Origin of the sequence: Streptomyces lunaelactis, assembly GCF_003054555.1 — a bacterium.
GTDB classification, from domain to species: domain Bacteria; phylum Actinomycetota; class Actinomycetes; order Streptomycetales; family Streptomycetaceae; genus Streptomyces; species Streptomyces lunaelactis.
This window is the reverse complement of sequence record NZ_CP026304.1, coordinates 7,149,848-7,169,851: the sequence shown is the minus strand read 5'-3', so window position 1 is coordinate 7,169,851 and position 20,004 is coordinate 7,149,848. Positions and strand designations below refer to the sequence as shown.

The window sequence follows — 20,004 nt, the reverse complement described above, 5'->3', positions numbered from 1 at the left end:
ACGATGTGCCGGGCCTGAACGATGTGCTGGGCGCGAGAAATGGGCCTGGGACGTACGCGTATCGGGCAACCGATTTCGTCATCCGCGACCCCGAACTAAGGTCGCCCGTATGGAGATCCTCGGAACCACGCTGCGTATCTGCGTCGACGACCTGGATGCCTCGGTGGCCTTCTACGAACGTCTCACCGGCGCCACGCCACTGCGCTTCGAGCGCGCCGGCGTCTCGGCCGCCGCGGTCGGCTGCTTCCTGCTGATGAGCGGCCCGGTGTCGGAGCTGGAGGTGCTGCGCAAGGTGACGGCGACGATCGCGGTGAAGGACGTGGACGACGCGTACGCCACGCTCGCCGAGGTCGGCGCCCGGATCATCGCTGGTCCGGTGGCGACGCCGGCGGGCCGCAATCTGATCGCCGTCCACCCCGACGGGTCGGTCTTCGAGTACGTCGACCGCAAGACGGCCGAATGACCGCGCGCGCAACCTCGTTGGCAACGTGCACACGCGTGGCGAACCCGCGCCGGACGCCCCCTCGGGCCTGAGAGTCCCTCAGGCCCGAGAGCGCCTCAGCTCTGCGGCCGCATCCGGTAGTCGTACGCGTCCGGCAGCGGCTCGTCAGTGAGTGCCGACCACACCTCGCCCAGGATCTCCGCGCCCTCGCGCAGGTCCGCGACCTCGAAGCCCGCGTCGAACACGGCGCGGGCTTCCGCCGCCCGCCCCTCGGCGAGCAGCAGTTGGGCGTCGATCAGCCGGAAGCGGCCGCGCTCCAGTACCGACGGACGCAGCCGGGACCAGACGTCGCGGGCCTCGGCGGTGCGGCGTACGGCGAGCAGTGCCGCGATCGCCTCCCGGCCGAGGGCCACCGTCGCCGCCGTCCAGGAATCGCCGTCGTCGCGGCGCTCCTCGCACAGGTCGTCGAAGGCCTCGGCATACCGCTCCGCGGCCCGCTCGGCATTGCCGCCCTGCTGGTCGGCGACGGCGAGGCAGCGGAGCAACGGCCAGCGGGAGGGGGCGAGTTCGAGGCCGCGTTCCCAGCTGCGCACGGCCTGGGCGAGGTCGCCGGCGTGCCACTGGGCGACGCCGAGGTGGTACTCGGCCAGCGGATCGGCGGGGGCCGTCTCCAGCATGTCGCGCCAGTGCGGTGCGACGAGCGAGGGTCCGGGCGGGGTGACCCGGCGGGGCTCCGGGAAGACACCGGTCCGCAGCAACTCCCGCCAGGGCGCCTGCTCCTCGCCGAGCGTCGACTCGTCGAAGGGGGTGCCGGGCAGCTTGTGTCCTTCGCGCAGCACTTCGAGCGCGCCCCAGCCGGATCCGGTGGCGAGCGTCTCGGCCGGTTCGGCGTCCGCGTAGGGGCGCCACGCCTCGTACGCGGCGTCCACCGCCGCGCGGGGCAGGGCCTCGGACAGCCGCGACCCGACCTCCGCGCGGGCCGCGCTCCAGTCGTCGCCGTGCACCGTCGCGGCGTCGGCGGCGAGGGCTCCGTACGACTCCAGCCAGCTGAACTCCTCGCCCCCGTCCAGGCGTATGTGCTCGAGCTGGGTGCGGGCGAGTCCGGCCTGGATCTCGGCGTATCCGGTCGTGCCCGGCTCGGTCAGCCAGTCCTGCCAGCGGCGGCCGCCGCGCCCCGAGCCCCAGAGGAAGAGCTTGCGGCCGCGCAGGATGTCGGTCGACGTCTGGACCAGGCCCCGACCGCCCTCGTCGAGGGATGCGATCCACTTACGCGCCTCGGCCGGGACGTCGTAGAAGTAGTCCGCGGGGTATTCGCTGCGCAGCGGGTACGTACGGTCCGCGCCCTGGAAGTCCGGCACCGGCACCCGGCGCAGGCTGCGCTCGTAGCCAAAGTGCCAGGCCTCGTCGGCGGGTGCGATCACCCGCGTCGACTCATGCTCCTCGACGGCGATGTTGGACCACCAATAGACGGGCGCGGGCCGCTCGTGCGGATTGCGGATCCGTACGCCGACATGGAGGAAGTCCGAGTCGGCGGGCAGCCACAGATCGACCTGGAACGGCAGATCGCGCAGCCGCTCCCACTCCCAGAGCCGGACCATCTCGCCGCCGTCGGGGGCGGGAACGAGGGCGGCGTGCAGCGGGGCGCAGGAGAGTGTCGTGTGGCCGGTCGCGCCGATGTTCCACTCGATGCCGCCGGAGAACCAGGCGCCGTTGAGCGCGAAGTCGGCGGGCTGGAACACCGGGTTGCGGTAGAGGAGTTCACGCCCGGCCGGCTTGTGGTGCAGCGAGTGGATTCGGCCGCCGAGGCCCGGCAGTACGGTGGCCCGCAGCCGTTCGTTCTCGATCACGATGGCGTCGAGGCGGGTCGGTGTGCGCTCACGGCCGTATCCGTCGAGCACCCGCACCGGCAGCAGGGTGCGCAGCGGCTCGTATCCGATCTGCCGTGCCATGTCGCGCGGCAGCCCCTGCCTGGCGCGCTCGTCGAGGGAGTGCGTCTCGTCCAGCGGCCGCAGGGCGGGCAGCGGGTTCGGCGGTCCCACGGTGGCTGCGGGCAGGGTCAGGACAGTACGCCGCACGGTCGTGGCCAAGGCAACCTCGCTTCGCTCGCGCGGGCTGCCGGCAGCTCCTTGTGGCCGGCACCCCGGTGACCATGGAACACGGTGGGCTCCGGGGTGACCAGGGGCTCTACGGGTCAGTCTTCGGCAAAGGCGGCCACGATCGGATCCGCGAGCTGCGCCCGACGGTGACTGACATGGACACGATGAAGATCAACTGCAAGGGCCGCTGAGGCCGGGCGTTCTCACCTGGCGCGCCTGCGGAAGAGGAACCAGCCGCACAGGACGCCGATCACGAACATCGCGAGGAAGCTCAAGTACAGCGGCATGGTCACTTCGGGGATCAGGAGCCGGACTTTGACGTGGCGGGTGTTCTCGAAGATGAAGACGACCGCCAGGATCGCGATCACGATCACGATGATCCTGGCCGGCGTGAACCGGCCGCTGACGCCGCCCTTCGCTCTGCTCGATGCTTCCTTGGGACTCATGGGACCAGGATGAACGGATCCTGGTCCCCTGCGGGCGGTGGAACGGGCCGTACGGGTGAGCCGTGTCGCCCGTCGGTGGCTGCCCGCCCGTGGTGGGCGAACTGTGCCGACGCCACCTTGTCAGACAAGTAGCGCGTGGACAGTGGCCTCGCATAACTTGCTGACAGTGAGCCGAGGAGGATCAGTGGCAGTCAGCGCGCAGCGGAGGCCGGTCGTCGTTCTGTACGAGCGGATCGCGGACGCCATCCACGAAGGCACCTATCCGCCGGGCTCCACGCTCCCCTCCGAGCCCAGGCTCGCGACCGAGCTGGGGGTCAGCCGGCCCGCCCTCCGCGAGGCCCTGCTGCTGCTCCAGGAGGACGGGCTCCTGTCGGTACGGCGCGGGGTCGGCCGGACCGTCAACGACCGTCCGCCGAGGCGTGGTTACGAACACATCCAGCCGCTGGAGGAGCTGCTGTCCGCCGGCTCCCCGCTCCGGGTCCGGCCCCTGCTGCGCGCCGTGGAGGAGCCCACCGACTTCACCACCCAGCATCTGCTGGCGCCGGCCAGGGCGGAGCTGCGGTTCTGGGAGTCCCTGCTGGCCGGGGAGGGTACGGCGGCGGCGCTCAGCCAGGAGTGGGCGGCGGCCGAAGAGGTACTGGACGAGGTGCATCCGGCCTTCGCCGCCGCACTGCGGGCCGCCCCGGCCCCGGCCACCTCGATGCTCGCGGTGCTGACCGCGACCTCGCGCGGGGTGGCACTGACGGCGCACAGCGGGGTGACCGCGACCCTGCTCGGGCAGCGGCGCGGAGAGCAGCTGGGCCGGGCGCCCGACACCCCCGCCGTGCTGGTCACACAGGTGGTACGGGTGGAGGACACCCCGATCCTGGCGGCCAAGCACATGCTGCCCACAGGGGCGCCCGCCATGCCCGTACTCCAGTCGAACTGAGCGCCGCGCGAGCACGGGAGACGCCCGTCACGGCACGATCCCCGGCCGTGCCGTACACTCCGGGCGCATGCACTTGTCTGACATCCTCCGCGCACCGAAGGCCGTTCTCCACGACCACCTGGACGGCGGCCTGCGCCCCGCCACGATCATCGAGCTCGCCCGGGAGTGCGGCTACACCGAGCTGCCCACCGAGGACCCGGCCGCGCTCGCGGTCTGGTTTCGCGACGCCGCGGACTCCGGCTCGCTGGAGCGCTACCTGGAGACCTTCGCCCACACCTGCGCGGTGATGCAGACCCGCGAGTCGCTGCAGCGGATCGCGGCGGAGTGCGCGGAGGACCTGGCGGTGGACGGAGTCGTCTACGCCGAAGTGCGGTACGCCCCCGAGCAGCACCTGGAGCGCGGTCTGACACTCGACGAGGTCGTCGAGGCGGTCAACGCGGGATTCCGCGAGGGCGAGCGCCGCAGCGGCGGCCGGATCACGGTCCGCGCGCTGCTCACCGGCATGCGCCACACCGAACGCTCCCTGGAAATAGCCGAGTTGACGGTGGCGCATCGCGACCGCGGAGTGGCCGGATTCGACATCGCGGGCGGCGAGATCGGCAATCCGCCGGCCCGCCACCTCCCGGCCTTCCAGCATCTGAAGCGGCACAACTGCCACTTCACGATCCACGCGGGCGAGGCGGTGGGCGCCGAGTCGATCCACGAGGCGGTCCAGATCTGCGGCGCCGAGCGGATCGGCCACGGCGTGCGCATCACCGACGACATCACGGTGCACGACGACGGCACGGCGGACCTGGGCCACCTGGCCTCGTACGTACGCGACAACCGCATCGCCCTGGAGGTCTGCCCGACCTCCAACCTCCAGACGGGTGCTGCGAAGGACTACGCAAGCCACCCCATCGATCTGCTGCGCCGCCTCGGCTTCCGTATCACCCTCAACACGGACAACCGGCTGGTCTCCGGCACCACCATGAGCCGGGAGTTCCAGCAGATGGCGGATGCCTTCGGCTACGGCCCCGAGGTCTTCGAGGAGTTCACGGTCGCCGCGGTCCAGTCGGCGTTCCTGCCGCTGCCGGAGCGGCGCCGGCTCATCGACGAGGTGATCCGCCCGGGGTACGCGGCGCTGGTCGCCTAAGCGGTGTCGGGGAAGTCCGGGTGGGTGAAGGTGGGGGCACCCCCGTGCCCGAAGGGCTACGGGGGAGGGTCGAGGGCCGAGTCTGGCAAGGCGGAGGAAGGAGTCCACGCGGAGCGTCGGCGACTGACGACAACGCAGCCAGGCGACAGCCATCGGCCCGCGACGCCGCCCGGACTTCCCCGGGGCCGCTCAGGGTTTCAGGCCGAAAGTCAGCCGGTCAGAGCAGCGCCGGCTCGTCGAGTGTGAGCGTGCCGGCGTCGGCGTCCAGCACCGCCGGCACGCCGAACGGCACCGTCAGCGCGGTCGCGCTGTGCCCGAACCCCAGCTCCTCCACGACCGGCACGCCGAGCCCGCCCAGCCGGTCGTGCAGTACCGCGCGCACCTGTTCGTACGGACCGCACTCCGCCCAGGAGCCGAGCGCGACTCCCGTCACGCCCTCCAGCAGGCCGGAGCGCAGCAGTTGGGTGAGGATGCGGTCGAGGCGGTAGTCCTCCTCCCCCACGTCCTCGATCAGCAGCAGTCCGCCCCGGGCGGAGGTGCGGGCGTGCGGGGTGCCCACATCGGCGGCGAGCAGACTGACGCAGCCGCCGAAGGTGATGCCCCGGGCCCAGCCGGGGACCATGGTGCGGGCCGTCTGCAGACCGAGGGTGCGTACCGACTCGGGCTCGAACAGCGTGGCGCGCAGCGACTCCTGGGTGCGGCCGTCCTTGAGGAAGCTCAGCGCGCCCACCATCGGGCCGTGCAGCGTCGCCAGTCCCATCCGCACGGCGAACGCCTCATGGAGGGCGGTTGTGTCGCTGTAGCCGACGAGGACCTTGGGGCCCGCCGCGCGGATCGCGGTCCAGTCGAGCAGATCGACCATGCGCTGCGCGCCGTATCCACCTCGGGCACAGATCACCGCCGTGACCGAAGGATCGCACCAGGCCGCCGTCATCTCGCGGGCACGGGCCTCGTCCGCCCCCGCGAGGTACCAGAACTCCGGGTGCCGGCCCCGGACATGAGGCATCACGACGGGGTCCAGGTCCCAGCTGCGCAGGATCTCCAGTCCCGCTTCGAGCCGGTCCTCGGGGACGGGACCGCTGGGCGCCACGACGGCGACCTTGGCCCCCGGCCTCAGTCTCGCGGGCCGGATCAGGGGCATGAGGGTCACGTCCTGAGCTCCAGCAGGGGGACGTCACGGCGTGGGATGCGGAAGGTCTGGGCGTAGAGGGAGAGTTCGCACTCGAGCGCACGGATCATGGTCTCGGCTCTGCGGAAGCCATGGCCCTCGCCCTCGAAGGCGATATACGCGTGCGGGATGCCGCGCCCGGCCATCTGTGCCAGGAACCGCTCGCACTGCACGGGCGGGCAGATCACATCGTCGAGCCCCTGGAGCAGCAGGAACGGCGTGGTGATCCGGTCGACGTTCCGCAGCGGCGAGCGCTCGCGGTAACGGCCGGGCACGTCGGCGAGCGGGCCGATCAGCGACTCCAGATACCGCGACTCAAAGTCGTGCGTCCCGTCGGTGGCCCAGCCCAGCAGGTCGAGGATGGGATAGATGATGGTGCCGCAGGCGTAGACATCGGTGGTGGTGAGCGAGGCGGCCGTGGTCCAGCCGCCCGCGCTGCCGCCGCGGATGGCGAGCCGCGCGGGGTCGGCGGTGCCCTCGGCGGCCAGCGTCTCGGCGACGGCAGCGCAGTCCTCGACGTCGACGACTCCCCACTGTTCGCGAAGCCGGTTGCGGTACTCGCGGCCGTAGCCCGTGGAGCCGCCGTAGTTGACCTCGGCGACACCGATGCCGCGCGAGGTGAAGTAGGCGATCTCCAGATCGAGGACGAGCGGGGCATGGCCGGTGGGGCCACCGTGCGCCCACACCACGAAGGGCGGCAGTTCGTCGTCGGGCGCGATCCGGTCCGGGCTGTGCGGCGGATAGATGTGGGCGTGGATCTCGCGGTTGTCGGGGCCCGCGAACGTACGGATCTGCGGCTCCGGGTAGTACGCCGGGTCCACCGGGTCGTCGTGCGCCGAGCCGATGACGCGGGTCCGCCCGCTGCGGGTGTCCAGCTCGACGACCTCGTACGCGCTGCGCGGGCTTGCCGCGACCCCGATCACCCGGTCGCCGTGCACGGCGAGGGTGGGCGCCCACTCGGTCCAGGGTCCGGCGGCGTCGACGAGCTCGCCGGTCTCCGGGTCCAGGATCCCCAGCGCGGTGGCGCCCCTGCCGTGGATGACGGCGACCAGCCCGTTCTCCATGGGGTGGAACCACGTGAGGCCGAGCTTCCACAGCGGCCCGCCGAACTCCTCGCCGCGCCCCGGGCAGAGGCCGGTGCTCGGCACGACGCCGGGCCCGAGCGCCTCGGGACGGATGCGCTGCAGTTCCCACCAGTTGCCCACGTCGGAGACGAAGAGCAACGAGCCGTCCGGCGCCCAGTCGACCTGGGCGACCGACTCGTCCGTGTCCCCGACGACCGGCCGCACCCCACTGAACGGGCCGCCGTCCGTCACCTCGCCGAGCATCACCACCGTGCCGTCCCAGGGCATCTGCGGATGGTCCCAGGCGATCCAGGCGGCGTGCCGCCCGTCCGGTGAGAGCCGCGGCCCGGTGACGAAGCGGTGCCGGTCGTCGGAGAGCTCGCGCACCGCGCCGCGGTCCTCGGCCGCCGAGCCGTCCAGCGGCACGGCCGCGATCACCCGTCGTACGTCCGCAGGGGCCTCGCCGGTGAACTCCTCCAGCACACACCAGACCTCGCCCCGGTCCAGGTGGAGCTGCGGGTCGGCCCAGCGCAGCCCGCCGCCGAGTGCCGACACCGGTGTGAGCGGCCGCGGCTCGGCCTCGGGCGCGTCCGGCTCGTACGCATAGAGGCGCTGGTCGTTGAAGTGGACGAAGACGACGAGCGGGCCGCCATCGGCGCGCCGGGCCCCGGCCCAGGGCCGGCCGCCGTACTCGATGACTCTGCTGCGCAGGTTCCACGGGGCGGCGAGCACCGACGCCTCGCCGCCGTCGGCCCGTCTGCGCATCAGGGCGCGCCTGCCGCCCTCGGTGGGGCGTGCGGCGGTCCACCACACCTCGTCGCCGACCATGCCGAGATACTCCGCGCGACCGTCGTGCGAGGCGGCCAGCACCGCGTCGATCGGTGACGGCCAGGTTCCGTAGGCTCCCGTGGGTACCATTCCCGACTCCCCCTATGCGGACCGCAGATAGTGGTCGAGCACCTCTACCCCGAAGTGCAGCGCCTCGACCGGGACGCGCTCGTCGACCCCGTGGAACATGGCCGCGTAGTCGAATCCGACAGGCAGCTTCAGCGGCGAGAAGCCGTAGCCGGTGATGCCGAGCCGGGAGAACTGTTTGGCGTCGGTGCCGCCCGGCATGCAGTACGGGACCACATGCCCGTCCGGGTCGAAGCGCTCGACGGCCGCGCGGAGTTTGGCGTACGTCGGGGAGTCGACGGGCGCCTGCAGCGCCACCTCCCGGTGGTGGAACTCCCACTCGACGTGCGGCCCTGTCAGCCGGTCCATGGTCTCGTGGAACTCGGGCTCGCCGCCGGGCAGCATCCGACCGTCGACATACGCGGTGGCGTGCCCGGGAATCACATTGATCTTGTAACCGGCGTCCAGCATGGTCGGGTTGGCGCTGTTGCGCACAGTCGGCTCGACCAGCGCGGCGGCCGGGCCGAGCTTCGCCATCAGCTCGTCCGGGTCGAAGCCGTCGGCGTCCACATCGGTGTCGATGCCGTGCAGCGCGGCGAGCTCGGCCAGCGCGGCCCGTACGGTCGGGGTGAGCCGCACCGGCCACCGGTGGTGGCCGATCCGGGCGATGGCCCCGGCCAGCCGGGTCACCGCATTGGCGTGGTTGACCTTGGAGCCGTGTCCGGCCTTGCCGTGCGCGGTGAGCTTGAGCCAGGCCGTGCCGCGCTCCCCCGCCGCGATCGGGTAGAGCGTCATCCCGGGCCCGGCGTGGAAGCTGAAGGCTCCCGACTCGCTGATCCCTTCCGTACACCCCTCGAAGAGCTCCGGATGGTGGTCGGCGAGGAAGCCGGAGCCGTCGATCGCGCTGGCTTCCTCGTCGGCGGTGTATGCGATCACGATGTCCCGGCGGGGCCTGATGCCGGCGCGTGCCCATGCCCGTACGACCGCGAGGACCATCGCGTCCATGTTCTTCATGTCGACGGCGCCGCGGCCCCACACCACACCGTCGCGGATCTCTCCCGAAAAGGGGTGCACGGCCCAGTCGGCGGGTTCGGCGGGCACCACGTCCAGATGGCCGTGGACGAGCAGGGCGTCGGCCGAGGGATCGGTGCCCTCGACCCTGGCGACCACATTGGTGCGCCCGGGCGTGCGCTCCAGCAGGGTGGGTTCGAGGCCCGCGCCGGCCAGCCGCTCGGCGGCGTACTCGGCGGCGGGCCGCTCCCGGCAGTCGCCGCCCCCGCGATTGGTGGTGTCGATGCGGATCAGCTCGGAGGTGAACGTCACCACCTCGTCGAGCGCCCGGCCGTCCATGGACGTTGTCACGTCAGCCATACTGCTCCTCCACCGCCGCCGAGACGATCGTCGTGACCGCTTTGAAGGTACGAATGCCCTCATACATCGTCCCGCTGGTGTAGGCGACACGCCGCTCACCGCCGGCTGCCACGCCCGGGACGACCGTGGCGGCCGCTGCCAGATGCTCGGCGTCGAACTCCAGCTCCACGGTGAACGAGCCGCCCCGCACCGGCTCGAATCGCCTGGCGAGAGCCGTCGCCTCCTTGGCCGCGGCGCGGATGTCGGACGCGGTCCGGCCGGGCGTGCGGCAGACCGCCGCATACCGCGACACGTAGTCCTTCACTGCGACCTTGCGGGCTTCGGGCGCATAGCCGCCGGCATCGACACAGGTCAGATTGTCTCCGGTGACCAGCACCACCGGAACGCCGTACTCCGCGACCACATGGGCGTTGAGCAGGCCTTCGCTCGCCCGCGCGCCGTTGAGCCATACCCCTGTGATCGAGTTGGCGAGGTAGGTGTGCGCGAGCACGCCCTCCGTGCCGGCGCCCGTGTGATAGCCGACAAAGGCGATGCCGTCCACGTCGCCGTGCTGCACGCCCTCGACCATCGACAGTGACTTGTGCTTGCCCGTGAGCATCTGGACCCGGTCGTCCAGCCGCTCCAGCAGCAGATTGCGCATGGTCCAGTGCGCTTCATTGATGAGCACGTCATCGGCGCCGCCGTCGAAAAAGCCGAGCGCCGCGGCGTTCACATCCGAGGTGAACATGGTCCGGCAGCGCTCCCACTGGGGAGTACCCGGCAGCACGTCGGCAGGCCAGGTCACACCGGTGGCGCCTTCCATGTCGGCGCTGATGAGGATCTTCACGGCATCACGGTACGCGCCCGCGAACGCCCTGGCAGGACCGATGCGAGTATCAGAGGTCCGGACCACCGCCGAAGGCCGGTGCGGTCGGCAGGGGTCCGTAACGAAGGCCCCACCGCGAAGGCGAATTCGGCGGGGCCTTCGTCGTGCCGTGGTCCCGGGTACCCGGGCTACTCCGGCGGGACGAGAGTGCGCTCGGCGCCGAAGGCGGCACCGGTGTGCGCGTACATGGTGGTCTCGCCGAAGGCTCTCTGGTCAACGAGATGGATGATGGGCACTGAGGGCGATTACGCCTGTCCGGCGCTCTTCAGCCGTCGGCGTCGGCGCATGACGAACCCCCCGGCCCCCGCCAGTGCAAGGATGACGGCTCCCCCGATCAGCCAGGCGCGGTAGTGCGTGACGGGTTCGCCGCTCACCACCAGTTGTGCCGAGCTGGTCTTCTTGCCGTGGTGGCTGACGACGGTGAGCGAGTACGTTCCGGCGGGGATGTCGTCCCTCAATGTGGTGTGTCCCGCATACACGGTGGACCCGTCGTCACACTTGCACCCGGGGTCGTCCTCGCTCTCCGTCCTGATGGTCAAAGGACCTTCGAACGCCTTGGACTTGACCGTGAGGGAGTCTTCCTTCCGGGCGGGGTTGCCGTCAGCGAGGAGGACGACGATCTCGCCGCCCGGTCGAACGGTCACTTCTGGGGTGGAGTCACCGCTGCCCAGAATCCCGCCCTTCGGGCCGGCCACGAACCGGGATATGGATGCGGGAGCCTCAGGTGTGACCGTCAGCTGCGCGGTGGCGACGGTGCGGCCGTCGCTGGTGGCGGTCGCCGGATACGTTCCCGGCGCAATGTCACTGCGGACGTCTTCCCCCTTCGAGTCGGGGAATTGTCTGGACTGCGACGCACCCTGCCGCTCGGGGGTCAGACGGATCGGCTTCTTCAGTGCGGGACAGGTGACGGTCACGACGTCCCAGTCCGGAGGCATGCCCGTGATTCCGACTCCGACTCGTCCCCCTACCTCGACCTTGTCCCAGTCGAACTCCAGGTGAGGCTCCCCTGATGGGCTCGGGGCGGCCGTGGCAGCAGGCGCGCGCCACTCGGCCGCCTGACCCGGTACGGCGCCCAACAGGGGAAGCAGGGCAAGACCGGTGACCGCCGCGGCGCGGGCTGCTCTGCGGAACACGGTTCTCCTCTCCTCGGCGGTTTCTTGATCGAGAGGAGGGCGTTACGGCCCGTTGCGTTGCGTGGTCGGCCGGACCAATTCCCCGGCCGAATCGGCATCAGCGGCCGACGACCAGCCATTTCGAGGGCAGCTCGATACGCGAGCCGTCCGACGCGTACTCCGTTGTCGTCAGCGGCAGTTCACCCTTGGCGAGCACATCGAGACCCGCCGTACGGAAGAACTCCACCATGTCCGCGTCGGGCACCGACCCGGGCTGGAGGCCGTGGCGGAACACCGGCTGCAGCTTCGGCGGCGGGCCCTCCGGTGACTGGGCCAGGCCCATCAGCTTCTGTCCGGCGGCCTCCGCGAGCTCCACCACGAAGCCCCGCCCGCGCTCACCGACGAGCGTGGCGATCGAGTCCGCCAGCGTCTGCCGGTCCTCGGGGTCGCACTGGTGGAGCACTCCGCGCATATAGACATTCGCGTCGCCGAGGTCGTCGTGCAGCCGCGCCACCGCCTCCCCGTCCACCGCGTCGATCTCCTGGAACCGCGCCTCGTTCAGCTTGTCCTGCTGCTTCGCCAGCCCGATCGCCGCTGCCGACAGGTCCACGCCGAGCACCTGCGGGAAGCGGTCGGCGAGGAAGCGGGTCTGGGTACCGTTGCCGCAGCCCAGATCCACCAGGGTCAGGCCCGGGTGGTTAACATGCGGTTCGTAGACCGCGAGATGGGGCCCCGCGGTGAGCGCCGGCTCCGCATCCCAGAAGACCTCCCCGGGCTCGCCCGAGGCCTCGCTCCAGAAACCTTCCCAGGCGTCCTTGTACCGACTCGTCACGCTCATGACCAGCTCCCCAGGATATGACACGACGTCAAGATCGGTCTATCGCTCCTGGGTTGCGGCGACAAGCGTCCGGAGCATTCCTTCACCTGGCGTTCGACCCCTGCGCCCAGCCCTCACAAGCGCCCCCCGCCACTGCGACAGTGTGGCTACGCCAGTGCCAGCTCGAACCAGACCGTCTTGCCGTCGGACGTACGGCTGGTGCCCCACTCCCGCGCCAGGCTGCTCACCACCCGCAGTCCCCGCCCGCGCTCACCGTCGGGGCGCGCGTCGAGCAGGGTCGGCAGCGTGTGGTCCTCGTCCGCCACCTCGCACAGCAGCGATCCCGCCCGTACCAGCCGCAGCTCCGCACGGCGGCCGCGCGCGTGCCGTACCGCGTTGGTGACCAATTCGCTGACCAGCAGTTCCGCGGTCTCTGTCACCTCGGCAAGGCCCCAGGCCCGCAGCTGTCCACGGACCAGCCGCCGCGCCCGCGCCGCCTCGCGCGGCTCCAGCGACAGCTCGAAGGCCGCCACCGACTCGGCGTCGATGCCGTTCAGCCTGGCCATCAGCAGGGCCACGTCGTCCTTGCGTCCGCCACGGCCCGCTTCCGGGAATGACGCAGCCAGCGAGCGGATGATGGTGTCGCAGGCCTCGTCCATGGAGGCGGCGGGGTGCGCAGCGGATTCGCAGAGGGTCGCGAGACCGACGCCGATGTCCTCGCCCCGCACCTCCACCAGGCCGTCCGTGCACATCACCAGGCGGTCGCCGGGCGCCACGGCCACCCGCACGCTCTCGAAGGGCACCCCGCCGACGCCGATCGGCGCTCCGGTCGGCAGTTCCAGCAGCTCGCTGCGCCCGTCGGCCGCGCGGACGATCACCGGCGGCACATGCCCGGCGTTTCCCAACCGCAGCTCATTGCGGATCGGGTCGTAGACCGCGTACAGACAGGTCGCCAGGTAGTGCTCGCCAAGACGCTGGGCGAGGTCGTCGAGGTTCCGCAGGAGCTGCTCGGGCGGCAGGTCGAGTGCTGCCATGGTCTGTACCGCCGTACGTAACTGGCCCATCATCGCGGCGGAGTTGAGTCCGTGCCCCATCACATCCCCCACCACCAGCGCGGTGCGCGAGCCGGGCAGCTTGATGGAGTCGAACCAGTCGCCGCCGACCCGCCCGAGCAGGGTGCCCGGCAGATAGCGGGTGGCCGTGTCACACCCGGCCATTCTCGGGGTGACCTGCGGAAGCATCGAGTCCTGGAGGGTCTCGGCGACGCTCTCCTGGTAGGTGTACATACGGGCGTTGTCGAGGACGAGCCCCGCGCGGGCGGCCAGTTCGGCCCCCGTGACCCGGTCCATGTCGTTGAACAGGGCGCGCTCGGCGTGCCGGAGCAGGATCATGAAGCCCAGCACCACATGGCGCGCCTTCAGCGGCACGACGAGCATCGAGCGGTTGTTGATCAGCGGCCGGATGTCGCGCTTCTCGAACTGCGAGGCGATGGCGTTGCCCATCTGCTCGCTGATGCGCGGCACCAGCACCGGGTCGCCGGTGGTCATGCACTGGAAGAACGGCGTGTGCTCGGGGAACGGCATGGATTCGCCGACCGGTACGACATCGTCCCAGCGACCCGGCTCGTCCACATGCTCGACAGCCACCCGGTGCCACATCGTGGTCGCGTCCGGCGGTCCGTCCGGAAAGCCTTCGCCCGCGATGACCTGTTCCCGCAGATAGGTGCCCGCGACGTCGGTGAAGCGCGGCACCACGGCCGCGCTGACTTCCTGGATCGTACGGGCGAGGTCGAGCGAGGAGCCGATGCGGCCGCTGACCTCGTTGAGGAATTCGAGCCGCTCGCGCACCGCGGCGTACTCGAGATCCTGCTCGAGGTCGGCCGTCTCCACCGCCTGCCCCGCCGCTGCCGCCTCTGCGGCGGCGCGCTGCCGCTCCTTGCGCTCCGCGCGCCTGGGCACACCCCAGTCCGGGGTGACGGGCACCCGGTCGTGATGGCTGAACTCCAGTACCGGATAGCCCAGGTCGAGGACCTGGGAGACGATCCGGGTCGACTCCTGGACGCTCATGCTCGGCAGGATCTCGGGGAGCCTGCGGGCCAGCTCGTCGAAGCCGGGGAACTCGGTGTGCAGGGCGAATCCGGGCGCGATGCGCTCGACACTCTCGTCCTCGCCGCCGAACTGCGCGGCGTCCGCCGCCAGTACGAGCAGCCGCTCGTCGCCGGGTCCGACCATGGGGTAGGCCCACCACAGCACATCGACCCGCTCGCGCCCCGGCTCCGAGAGCCGGGCCCGGCCCGCCGCCGGGTAGGAGGTGAGGCCGTTCAGCGATGCGTCGAGTCCGGGGCCCAGACCGTCGTATCTGTCGTACGCGTCGTACTCGCCGTCCTCCGTCAGCGCACCGGAAACGGGGAGCAGCTCGACGGCGGGCTGTCCCACCGCCTGCTCCTTGGTGGCGCCGAAGAGCCGCCGCGCACCCGTCGACCAGTGCGACACCAAGCCGTCGCCGTCCACGACGACCACGGCAAGGGGAATCCGGCCGGCCGCCGCGTACTGCTGTGGCGGTGTCGCCGGAACACCACTGTCCATGGGTGTCAGGCTCCTTCCCCGCTGCCAGGATCTGCGGCCCTGCAACCACGGTACGGCGCTGCGCGGGCGCCGCGCGGGGCAACCGCGGAATAGGTGGTTCGCCCGCGCCGAACTGACAAGACGTCAGTCCTCGTGCCCCAGCTGGAGATCGCGTTCGGTGCGCCCGCCGCCCGCGACCTGCAGGACTGTCGCCACCGGCGGATAGCCCGCCGCGATCACCGTGTACTCCCCCGAGGACAGATCGACGAAGCGGAAGGTGCCGTCGGGGCCCGTGGTGAGGGTGTCCACCACATTGCCGGCCACATCGAGCAGAGTGACCCGCGCGTCCTCGACCGGGCGCCCGCCGCCGGCCCGAACCGTGCCGCGCAGCAACGCCCCGCCGGCCAGCTCGATGTCCTGCCGGGTCTCGCGGGAGGACTGCACGCTCACCGGGAGCGCGGCCGGGCGGAAAGCGGGGGCGCTCGCGGCGAGCGTGTACTCCCCCGCCACCAACTCCGTGATCACAAAGCCGCCTTCGCGGCCGCTGCGGGTGCTGGCGACGACCTCGCCGCGTACGTCGGTCAGCGTGACCGCCGCGTCCCGTACGGGCGAGCCGTCCGCCGTTACGACGGCTCCGGCGAGCCTGCCGGCTCCGCCGAGCACCACGTCCAGTTCGACGGGCCGCTCGCCGACGGTGACGGTGACGGCCTGCGGCTGGTGTCCGCCGGCCGCAGCGATCATGACGTACGAGCCGGAACCCGGCACGCTCAGTGCGTACCGCCCGTCCTCGCCGCTCGCGCCGCGCCCGATCTGCTTTCCGCGTACGTCGATGAGGGTCAGGGCGGCGCGCGGGACGGTACTGCCGTCGTAGTGCTGGACGGTGCCGCAGACCGGGACACCGGAGGAGTACGCCGGCGTGGTGCGGTCGGAGCGGTCGGTGCGGTCGGAGCGCGCACTGCGTGCCGGGGGAACGGGGGCGGTGGCGGGCTCGGCGGCCTGGGTGCTGTGGGACACCAGCGGTTTCTCCTTGAGGAAGAAGGCGAGGAAGAGGCCGAGCGCGAGCACCGGCACGAGATAGAGGAAGATCCGCGGCATCGCGTCTGCGTACGCCTGGATGTAGCCGTCCCGCAGGGCGGGCTCCATCGCGTGGACCATCTGCGGAGTGATGGACTCGGCGTGTGGAATGGACGCGGTGGGCAGGCCCGCGCCGGCCGGGAGCCGGTCGGCGAGCGCGTCGGTGAGCCGGTTGGCGAAGAGGGTGCCGAAGACGGCGGCGCCGACGCTGCCGCCGATCTGCCGGAAGTAGTTGTTGGCGCTGGTGGCGGTGCCGAGGTCGGCGGGCGGTACGGCGTTCTGCACGGCGAGGATCAGCACCGGCAACACCAGTCCGATGCCGACGCCGAGCACGGCCTGCCAGATGCTGTAGTCGAGCCGGGGTGTACCGGTCTCCAGACGCGACAGCAGCCACATGCCGACGGCCGAGATCGCGCTGCCGAGTACGGGGTAGATCCTGTAGTGCCCGGTACGGCTGATGAGCCGGCCGGAGACGATCGAGGCGACGACGATGCCGCCCATCATCGGGAGCATCAGCAGACCGGACTCGGTGGCGCTGGCTCCGTCGACCATCTGGAGGAAGGTCGGCAGATAGCCGGCGGCGCCGAAGAGTGCGACGCCGACGACCGCGCCGACGAGGCCCGTGATGTTGAAGATCGAGTCGCGGAACAGCCGGAGCGGGATGATCGGTTCGGGCGCGAAGTACTCGACGACCAGGAAAAGGATGGTCGTTCCGGCCGCCCCGGCGGCCAGTCCCAGGATGACGCGCGAGCCCCACGCGTACTCCGTGCCGCCCCAACTGGTCAGCAGGACGAGGCAGGTGGAGGCGGCGGCGAGGAACAACGCGCCGAGGACGTCGAGTCGGGCCCTGGTGACCGGCTTCGGGAGCTTCAGCACCGCGGTGATCACGATCAGGGTGACCAGGCCGAAGGGAACGTTGAAGTAGAAGCACCAGCGCCAGGAGGCGTGGTCGGTGAAGAAGCCGCCGAGCAGCGGTCCGGCTACGGACGCGAGCCCGAAGGCCGCGCCGATGAGGCCCATGTAGCGGCCGCGTTCGCGGGGCGGCACGATGTCCGCGATGATCGCCTGTACGCCGATCACGAGGCCGCCCGCGCCGATTCCCTGGATGGCGCGGAAGGCGATGAACTGGTCCATGCTGCGCGACCAGCCGGCCAGCGCCGAGCCGATGATGAAGACGACGATCGCGAACTGGAAGACGCCCTTGCGGCCGATGAGGTCGCCGAGCTTGCCATAGATGGGCAGGCCGATGGTGGAGGTCAGGAGGTAGGCCGTGATCGCCCAGGGCATCCGGTCCAGGCCCTGGAGTTCACCGACGATCTTCGGAAGGGCGGTGGCGACGATCATCTGCTCGAGCGCGGCGAGCAGCAGCGCGAGCATCAGCCCGATGAAGACGAGGCGTACGCGGCGCGGGCTGAGCGCGGCCGGCCCGGTCGGTGGAGGCGGTGCGGCAGCGGCCGCGGCCGCCTGCTCGTCCTTCACCAGAGTGATCCCGCCCACGTCACTGCTCCCCTCGTCACGGCTGCGCGGCGTCATTCTTCGCATTACACGCCAACGGGGAGCAAGCGTGACGTTACCGGGAGCAGAGGCGCGTCGTGGGGCCCAACTGCCGCCGGTGGGGCGCACGTCGGGCGCTCATCAGGGCTTTCCCGCGACCCGTGGTGCGCGGGGCGCATCACGGCGCCGCGGGGAAAACCACTCGAAACGGTGAGCGTTACGGCAACCCCGCAGGGCTACTTCACGGGCTACTTCTCGACCTCGGCGGCGAGATTGGCGAGAATCGCGTCGTAGATCCGGCCAAGTCCCTTGGGGGCGAAGGTCTTCTCGAAGAAACCGCCAACACCGCCCGCGCCGTTCCAGACGGTACTGACGACGGCCTTCGACTTGCCCTCGCCGGCCGGGGTGACGGTCCAGGTGGTCACCATCGAGGAGTTGCGGTCCTTCTCGATCAGCTGCCCGTCGGTCGGCTCGGTCACCTCGAGCAGGCAGTCGCGGATCCGCTTGCTGGTCGCCTGGAGCTTCCAGTGGACGAGAGTGCCCTCGCCGTCGCCGCCCTCACGGACCTCGAACTCGCTGAAGTGCTCGGGCAGCAGCTTCGCGCGGGTGTTCTCGTAGTCGGCCAGCGCCTCGAACACCTTCCCCGCGTCCGCCGCGATGATCCGTTCCGTGGTGGCCTCGACCTGCGCCATTCGCGTTCCTCCAGCACTCGTTCTTCGGGGGTGCCGCTAGCCAATCACCTCGGGTCCGGCCGCCCAAATCCAGCGGCACCCCGGTCGCGGCTGTGTCATGCGTCAAGGAGTTGGCAGGGTTTGATCTTGGTATAGCTGGGCTCAGTACGTGTAGGTTTAGCCTCCGGTTAGTGAGATTTTCACCGTACGGGGTATCTGCAACAGCGCAGATCACAGCGGTGGCGGCGGGCTCGTCGCGTCCCCGCCGGTACGTCGGAGGTTTCCTTTCCGTACGGAGCATCTGCTTGGCGTGGTGGTCAACTGGCCCTCGGTGTGGCCTGACCGATGAGTTTTGCGCGCCGTGCTGGTCTGTACGCCGAATACCGACTCACGGGAGGCTGACGCCATGCGGAAACTGACCTTCGGCATGAACATGAGCCTGGACGGCTACATCGCCGCGCCCGGCGACGACCTCGGCTGGAGCGTGCCGAGCGACGAGCTGTTCCAGTGGTGGTCCGACCGGGTGGACGCGACGGGCCTGGCGCTGTACGGGCGCAAGCTGTGGGAGACGATGAGCTCCCACTGGCCGACCGCCGACAAGCAGCCGGGTGCCACACCGGCGGCGATCGAGTTCGCCGGCCGCTGGCGGGACATGCCGAAGGTGGTGTTCTCCTCTACGACCAGCACGGTCGACTGGAACACCCGTCTGGTCACCGGCGACGCGGTCACCGAGATCACCAGGCTCAAGGCCGACGACGGCGGCCCCATGGACATCGGCGGTGCCACACTCGCCGCGGCGGCCATGCGGGCCGGGCTGATCGACGAGTACGCGATCGTCACCCATCCGGTCCTGGTGGGCGGCGGCACGCCGTTCTTCACAGCCCTGGACAACTGGGTGAACCTGAGCCTGGTGGAGACCCGGACGTTTCCCGACGGCGTGGTGCTGACCAGGTACGAGACCAGGCGCTGAGTGCCCGACAGCGGATCAGCGCGGGCTTCGGGCCACCCAAGGATCTCGTGGCGCTGTGTTCCGAGGCGATCGTGACGTCCCTGCCGGATCGATCCTGTTCTTCACCGCAGACGATCCGTCCGGATAGGGATCCCCTAACGGACGACCGGACCGGTGGCTATTGGCTCTCCCGGCTGGTGAGGTACGCCTGTCGCGGCGTCCGGTCGTCGAGTGCCTGGTGGGGGCGGAGGGTGTTGTAGGTGTGGCGGAACTGGTTGATCTCGACGGCGAGGGCATTGCCGTCGCCGATGATCGCGCGGTAGAGGTGTTCGTACTTCAGGGTGCCGAAGAACCGTTCGACTACGCCGTTGGTCTGCGGGCTCCTCACCCTGGTACGGACGTGTCGGAGCAGCGGGTCGTCGCCGGTGAACGCCTCGGCGAAGGTGCCGCCGCGGAAGCATGGGCCGTTGTCGGTGACCACCGCGATCGGCGCCGCCGTCTGATCCAATGACGTAGTCGTCGGCGTCGACGACGTCCATCTCGCCGCGGTCGGCGCGGAGGTCGTCGAGGTCGAGGACCCGTTCCGCCTCGACGACGGCGCGGCGCAGGCAGGCAAGCGCGTCGGCGCCGCGAGACGTGGGCGTGACAGTAGCCGCGAGGCAGTACTTGGTGGCGTAGTCGATCACCGCGCAGATCCGCCAGATCCCGCCCGGGCGGTCTCGAACTCGGAGAAGTCCGTCTGCCAGACCCGGTTCCGCTGCCTCGGCGGGTCGCGGAACACCCGCTTACGTAGCCGCGCCCAGGATCTGCGGTCAGCGCGGAACCCGGACGGCAGCGGCAGCCCGCGGCGGCGCAGCGCCCGTTCCACGGTCGAGGTGGACACCTCGCAGCCGTCGGCGCGCATCATCGCGGCG

General features: G+C 70.7%; 17 protein-coding genes. 4 read left to right on the top strand and 13 right to left on the bottom strand.

Annotated features, from left to right (window positions below):
* Positions 1 to 109: 109 nt before the first annotated feature.
* The gene (locus SLUN_RS32735) at positions 110 to 463 is read left to right on the top strand and encodes a VOC family protein (protein ID WP_108153545.1); all 354 of its coding nucleotides are present in this window, start codon (positions 110 to 112) and stop codon (positions 461 to 463) included.
* Positions 464 to 558: 95 nt separating this feature from the next.
* On the opposite strand, the gene SLUN_RS32730 is transcribed toward SLUN_RS32735, so the two are convergent.
* A complete protein-coding gene (locus SLUN_RS32730) occupies positions 559 to 2,529 on the bottom strand; it encodes a DUF5107 domain-containing protein (RefSeq protein ID WP_108153544.1) in 1,971 nt (656 codons plus the stop codon).
* A 212-nt stretch (positions 2,530 to 2,741) separates the two neighbouring features.
* Positions 2,742 to 2,984, bottom strand: a complete 243-nt coding sequence (locus SLUN_RS32725; protein WP_108153543.1) for a LapA family protein — start codon at positions 2,982 to 2,984, stop codon at positions 2,742 to 2,744.
* Positions 2,985 to 3,168: 184 nt separating this feature from the next.
* On the opposite strand from SLUN_RS32725, the gene SLUN_RS32720 reads away from it, so the two are divergent.
* Both SLUN_RS32720 and SLUN_RS32715 read left to right on the top strand, forming a co-directional pair.
* Positions 3,169 to 3,912: a GntR family transcriptional regulator gene (locus SLUN_RS32720; protein ID WP_108153542.1), complete on the top strand. Its 744-nt coding sequence runs from the start codon at positions 3,169 to 3,171 to the stop codon at positions 3,910 to 3,912.
* Between the two features lie 67 nt (positions 3,913 to 3,979).
* Entirely contained in the window at positions 3,980 to 5,047 is a 1,068-nt protein-coding gene (locus SLUN_RS32715) for an adenosine deaminase (RefSeq protein ID WP_108153541.1), read from the top strand.
* Positions 5,048 to 5,264: 217 nt separating this feature from the next.
* On the opposite strand, the gene SLUN_RS32710 is transcribed toward SLUN_RS32715, so the two are convergent.
* The 9 genes from SLUN_RS32710 to SLUN_RS32670 all read right to left on the bottom strand — a co-directional run bounded on the left by SLUN_RS32710 (position 5,265) and on the right by SLUN_RS32670 (position 18,162).
* A complete protein-coding gene (locus tag SLUN_RS32710; protein WP_108153540.1) occupies positions 5,265 to 6,197 on the bottom strand; it encodes a S66 peptidase family protein in 933 nt (310 codons plus the stop codon).
* On the bottom strand, positions 6,194 to 8,197 hold the full coding sequence (locus SLUN_RS32705; protein WP_108153539.1) for a S9 family peptidase: 2,004 nt from the start codon (positions 8,195 to 8,197) through the stop codon (positions 6,194 to 6,196). Before SLUN_RS32705 ends, SLUN_RS32710 begins: the two co-directional genes overlap by 4 nt.
* 12 nt (positions 8,198 to 8,209) lie before the next feature.
* On the bottom strand, positions 8,210 to 9,544 hold the full coding sequence (locus SLUN_RS32700) for a M20/M25/M40 family metallo-hydrolase (RefSeq protein WP_108153538.1): 1,335 nt from the start codon (positions 9,542 to 9,544) through the stop codon (positions 8,210 to 8,212).
* Complete coding sequence (locus SLUN_RS32695; RefSeq protein WP_108153537.1) at positions 9,537 to 10,370, bottom strand: M55 family metallopeptidase; 834 nt, start codon at positions 10,368 to 10,370, stop codon at positions 9,537 to 9,539. The genes SLUN_RS32700 and SLUN_RS32695 overlap by 8 nt, the downstream gene beginning before the upstream one ends.
* A gap of 284 nt (positions 10,371 to 10,654) precedes the next feature.
* Complete coding sequence (locus SLUN_RS32690; protein ID WP_159100380.1) at positions 10,655 to 11,542, bottom strand: hypothetical protein; 888 nt, start codon at positions 11,540 to 11,542, stop codon at positions 10,655 to 10,657.
* Between the two features lie 97 nt (positions 11,543 to 11,639).
* Positions 11,640 to 12,359 (bottom strand): class I SAM-dependent methyltransferase, encoded by a 720-nt coding sequence (locus tag SLUN_RS32685; protein WP_108153535.1) that lies wholly within the window; start codon positions 12,357 to 12,359, stop codon positions 11,640 to 11,642.
* A 146-nt stretch (positions 12,360 to 12,505) separates the two neighbouring features.
* Positions 12,506 to 14,923 carry an ATP-binding SpoIIE family protein phosphatase gene (locus tag SLUN_RS32680; protein ID WP_108153534.1) on the bottom strand — a complete coding sequence of 806 codons (2,418 nt, stop codon included), beginning with the start codon at positions 14,921 to 14,923 and terminating at the stop codon, positions 12,506 to 12,508.
* Positions 14,924 to 15,046: 123 nt separating this feature from the next.
* Positions 15,047 to 17,473, bottom strand: coding sequence for an MFS transporter (locus SLUN_RS32675; RefSeq protein WP_371413927.1), 2,427 nt, complete (start codon positions 17,471 to 17,473; stop codon positions 15,047 to 15,049).
* 245 nt (positions 17,474 to 17,718) lie between these two features.
* Positions 17,719 to 18,162 carry an SRPBCC family protein gene (locus SLUN_RS32670; protein WP_108153532.1) on the bottom strand — a complete coding sequence of 148 codons (444 nt, stop codon included), beginning with the start codon at positions 18,160 to 18,162 and terminating at the stop codon, positions 17,719 to 17,721.
* A gap of 385 nt (positions 18,163 to 18,547) precedes the next feature.
* Between SLUN_RS32670 and SLUN_RS32665 the strand changes: the two genes are divergently transcribed.
* A complete protein-coding gene (locus tag SLUN_RS32665; RefSeq protein ID WP_108153531.1) occupies positions 18,548 to 19,111 on the top strand; it encodes a dihydrofolate reductase family protein in 564 nt (187 codons plus the stop codon).
* A gap of 157 nt (positions 19,112 to 19,268) precedes the next feature.
* Here the strand turns inward: SLUN_RS32665 and SLUN_RS32660 are convergent, their stop codons facing one another.
* On the bottom strand, positions 19,269 to 19,598 hold the full coding sequence (locus tag SLUN_RS32660) for an integrase core domain-containing protein (RefSeq protein ID WP_159100379.1): 330 nt from the start codon (positions 19,596 to 19,598) through the stop codon (positions 19,269 to 19,271).
* Positions 19,599 to 19,772: 174 nt separating this feature from the next.
* Complete coding sequence (locus SLUN_RS32655) at positions 19,773 to 19,997, bottom strand: hypothetical protein (RefSeq protein ID WP_108153529.1); 225 nt, start codon at positions 19,995 to 19,997, stop codon at positions 19,773 to 19,775.
* Between the last annotated feature and the right edge of the window lie 7 nt (positions 19,998 to 20,004).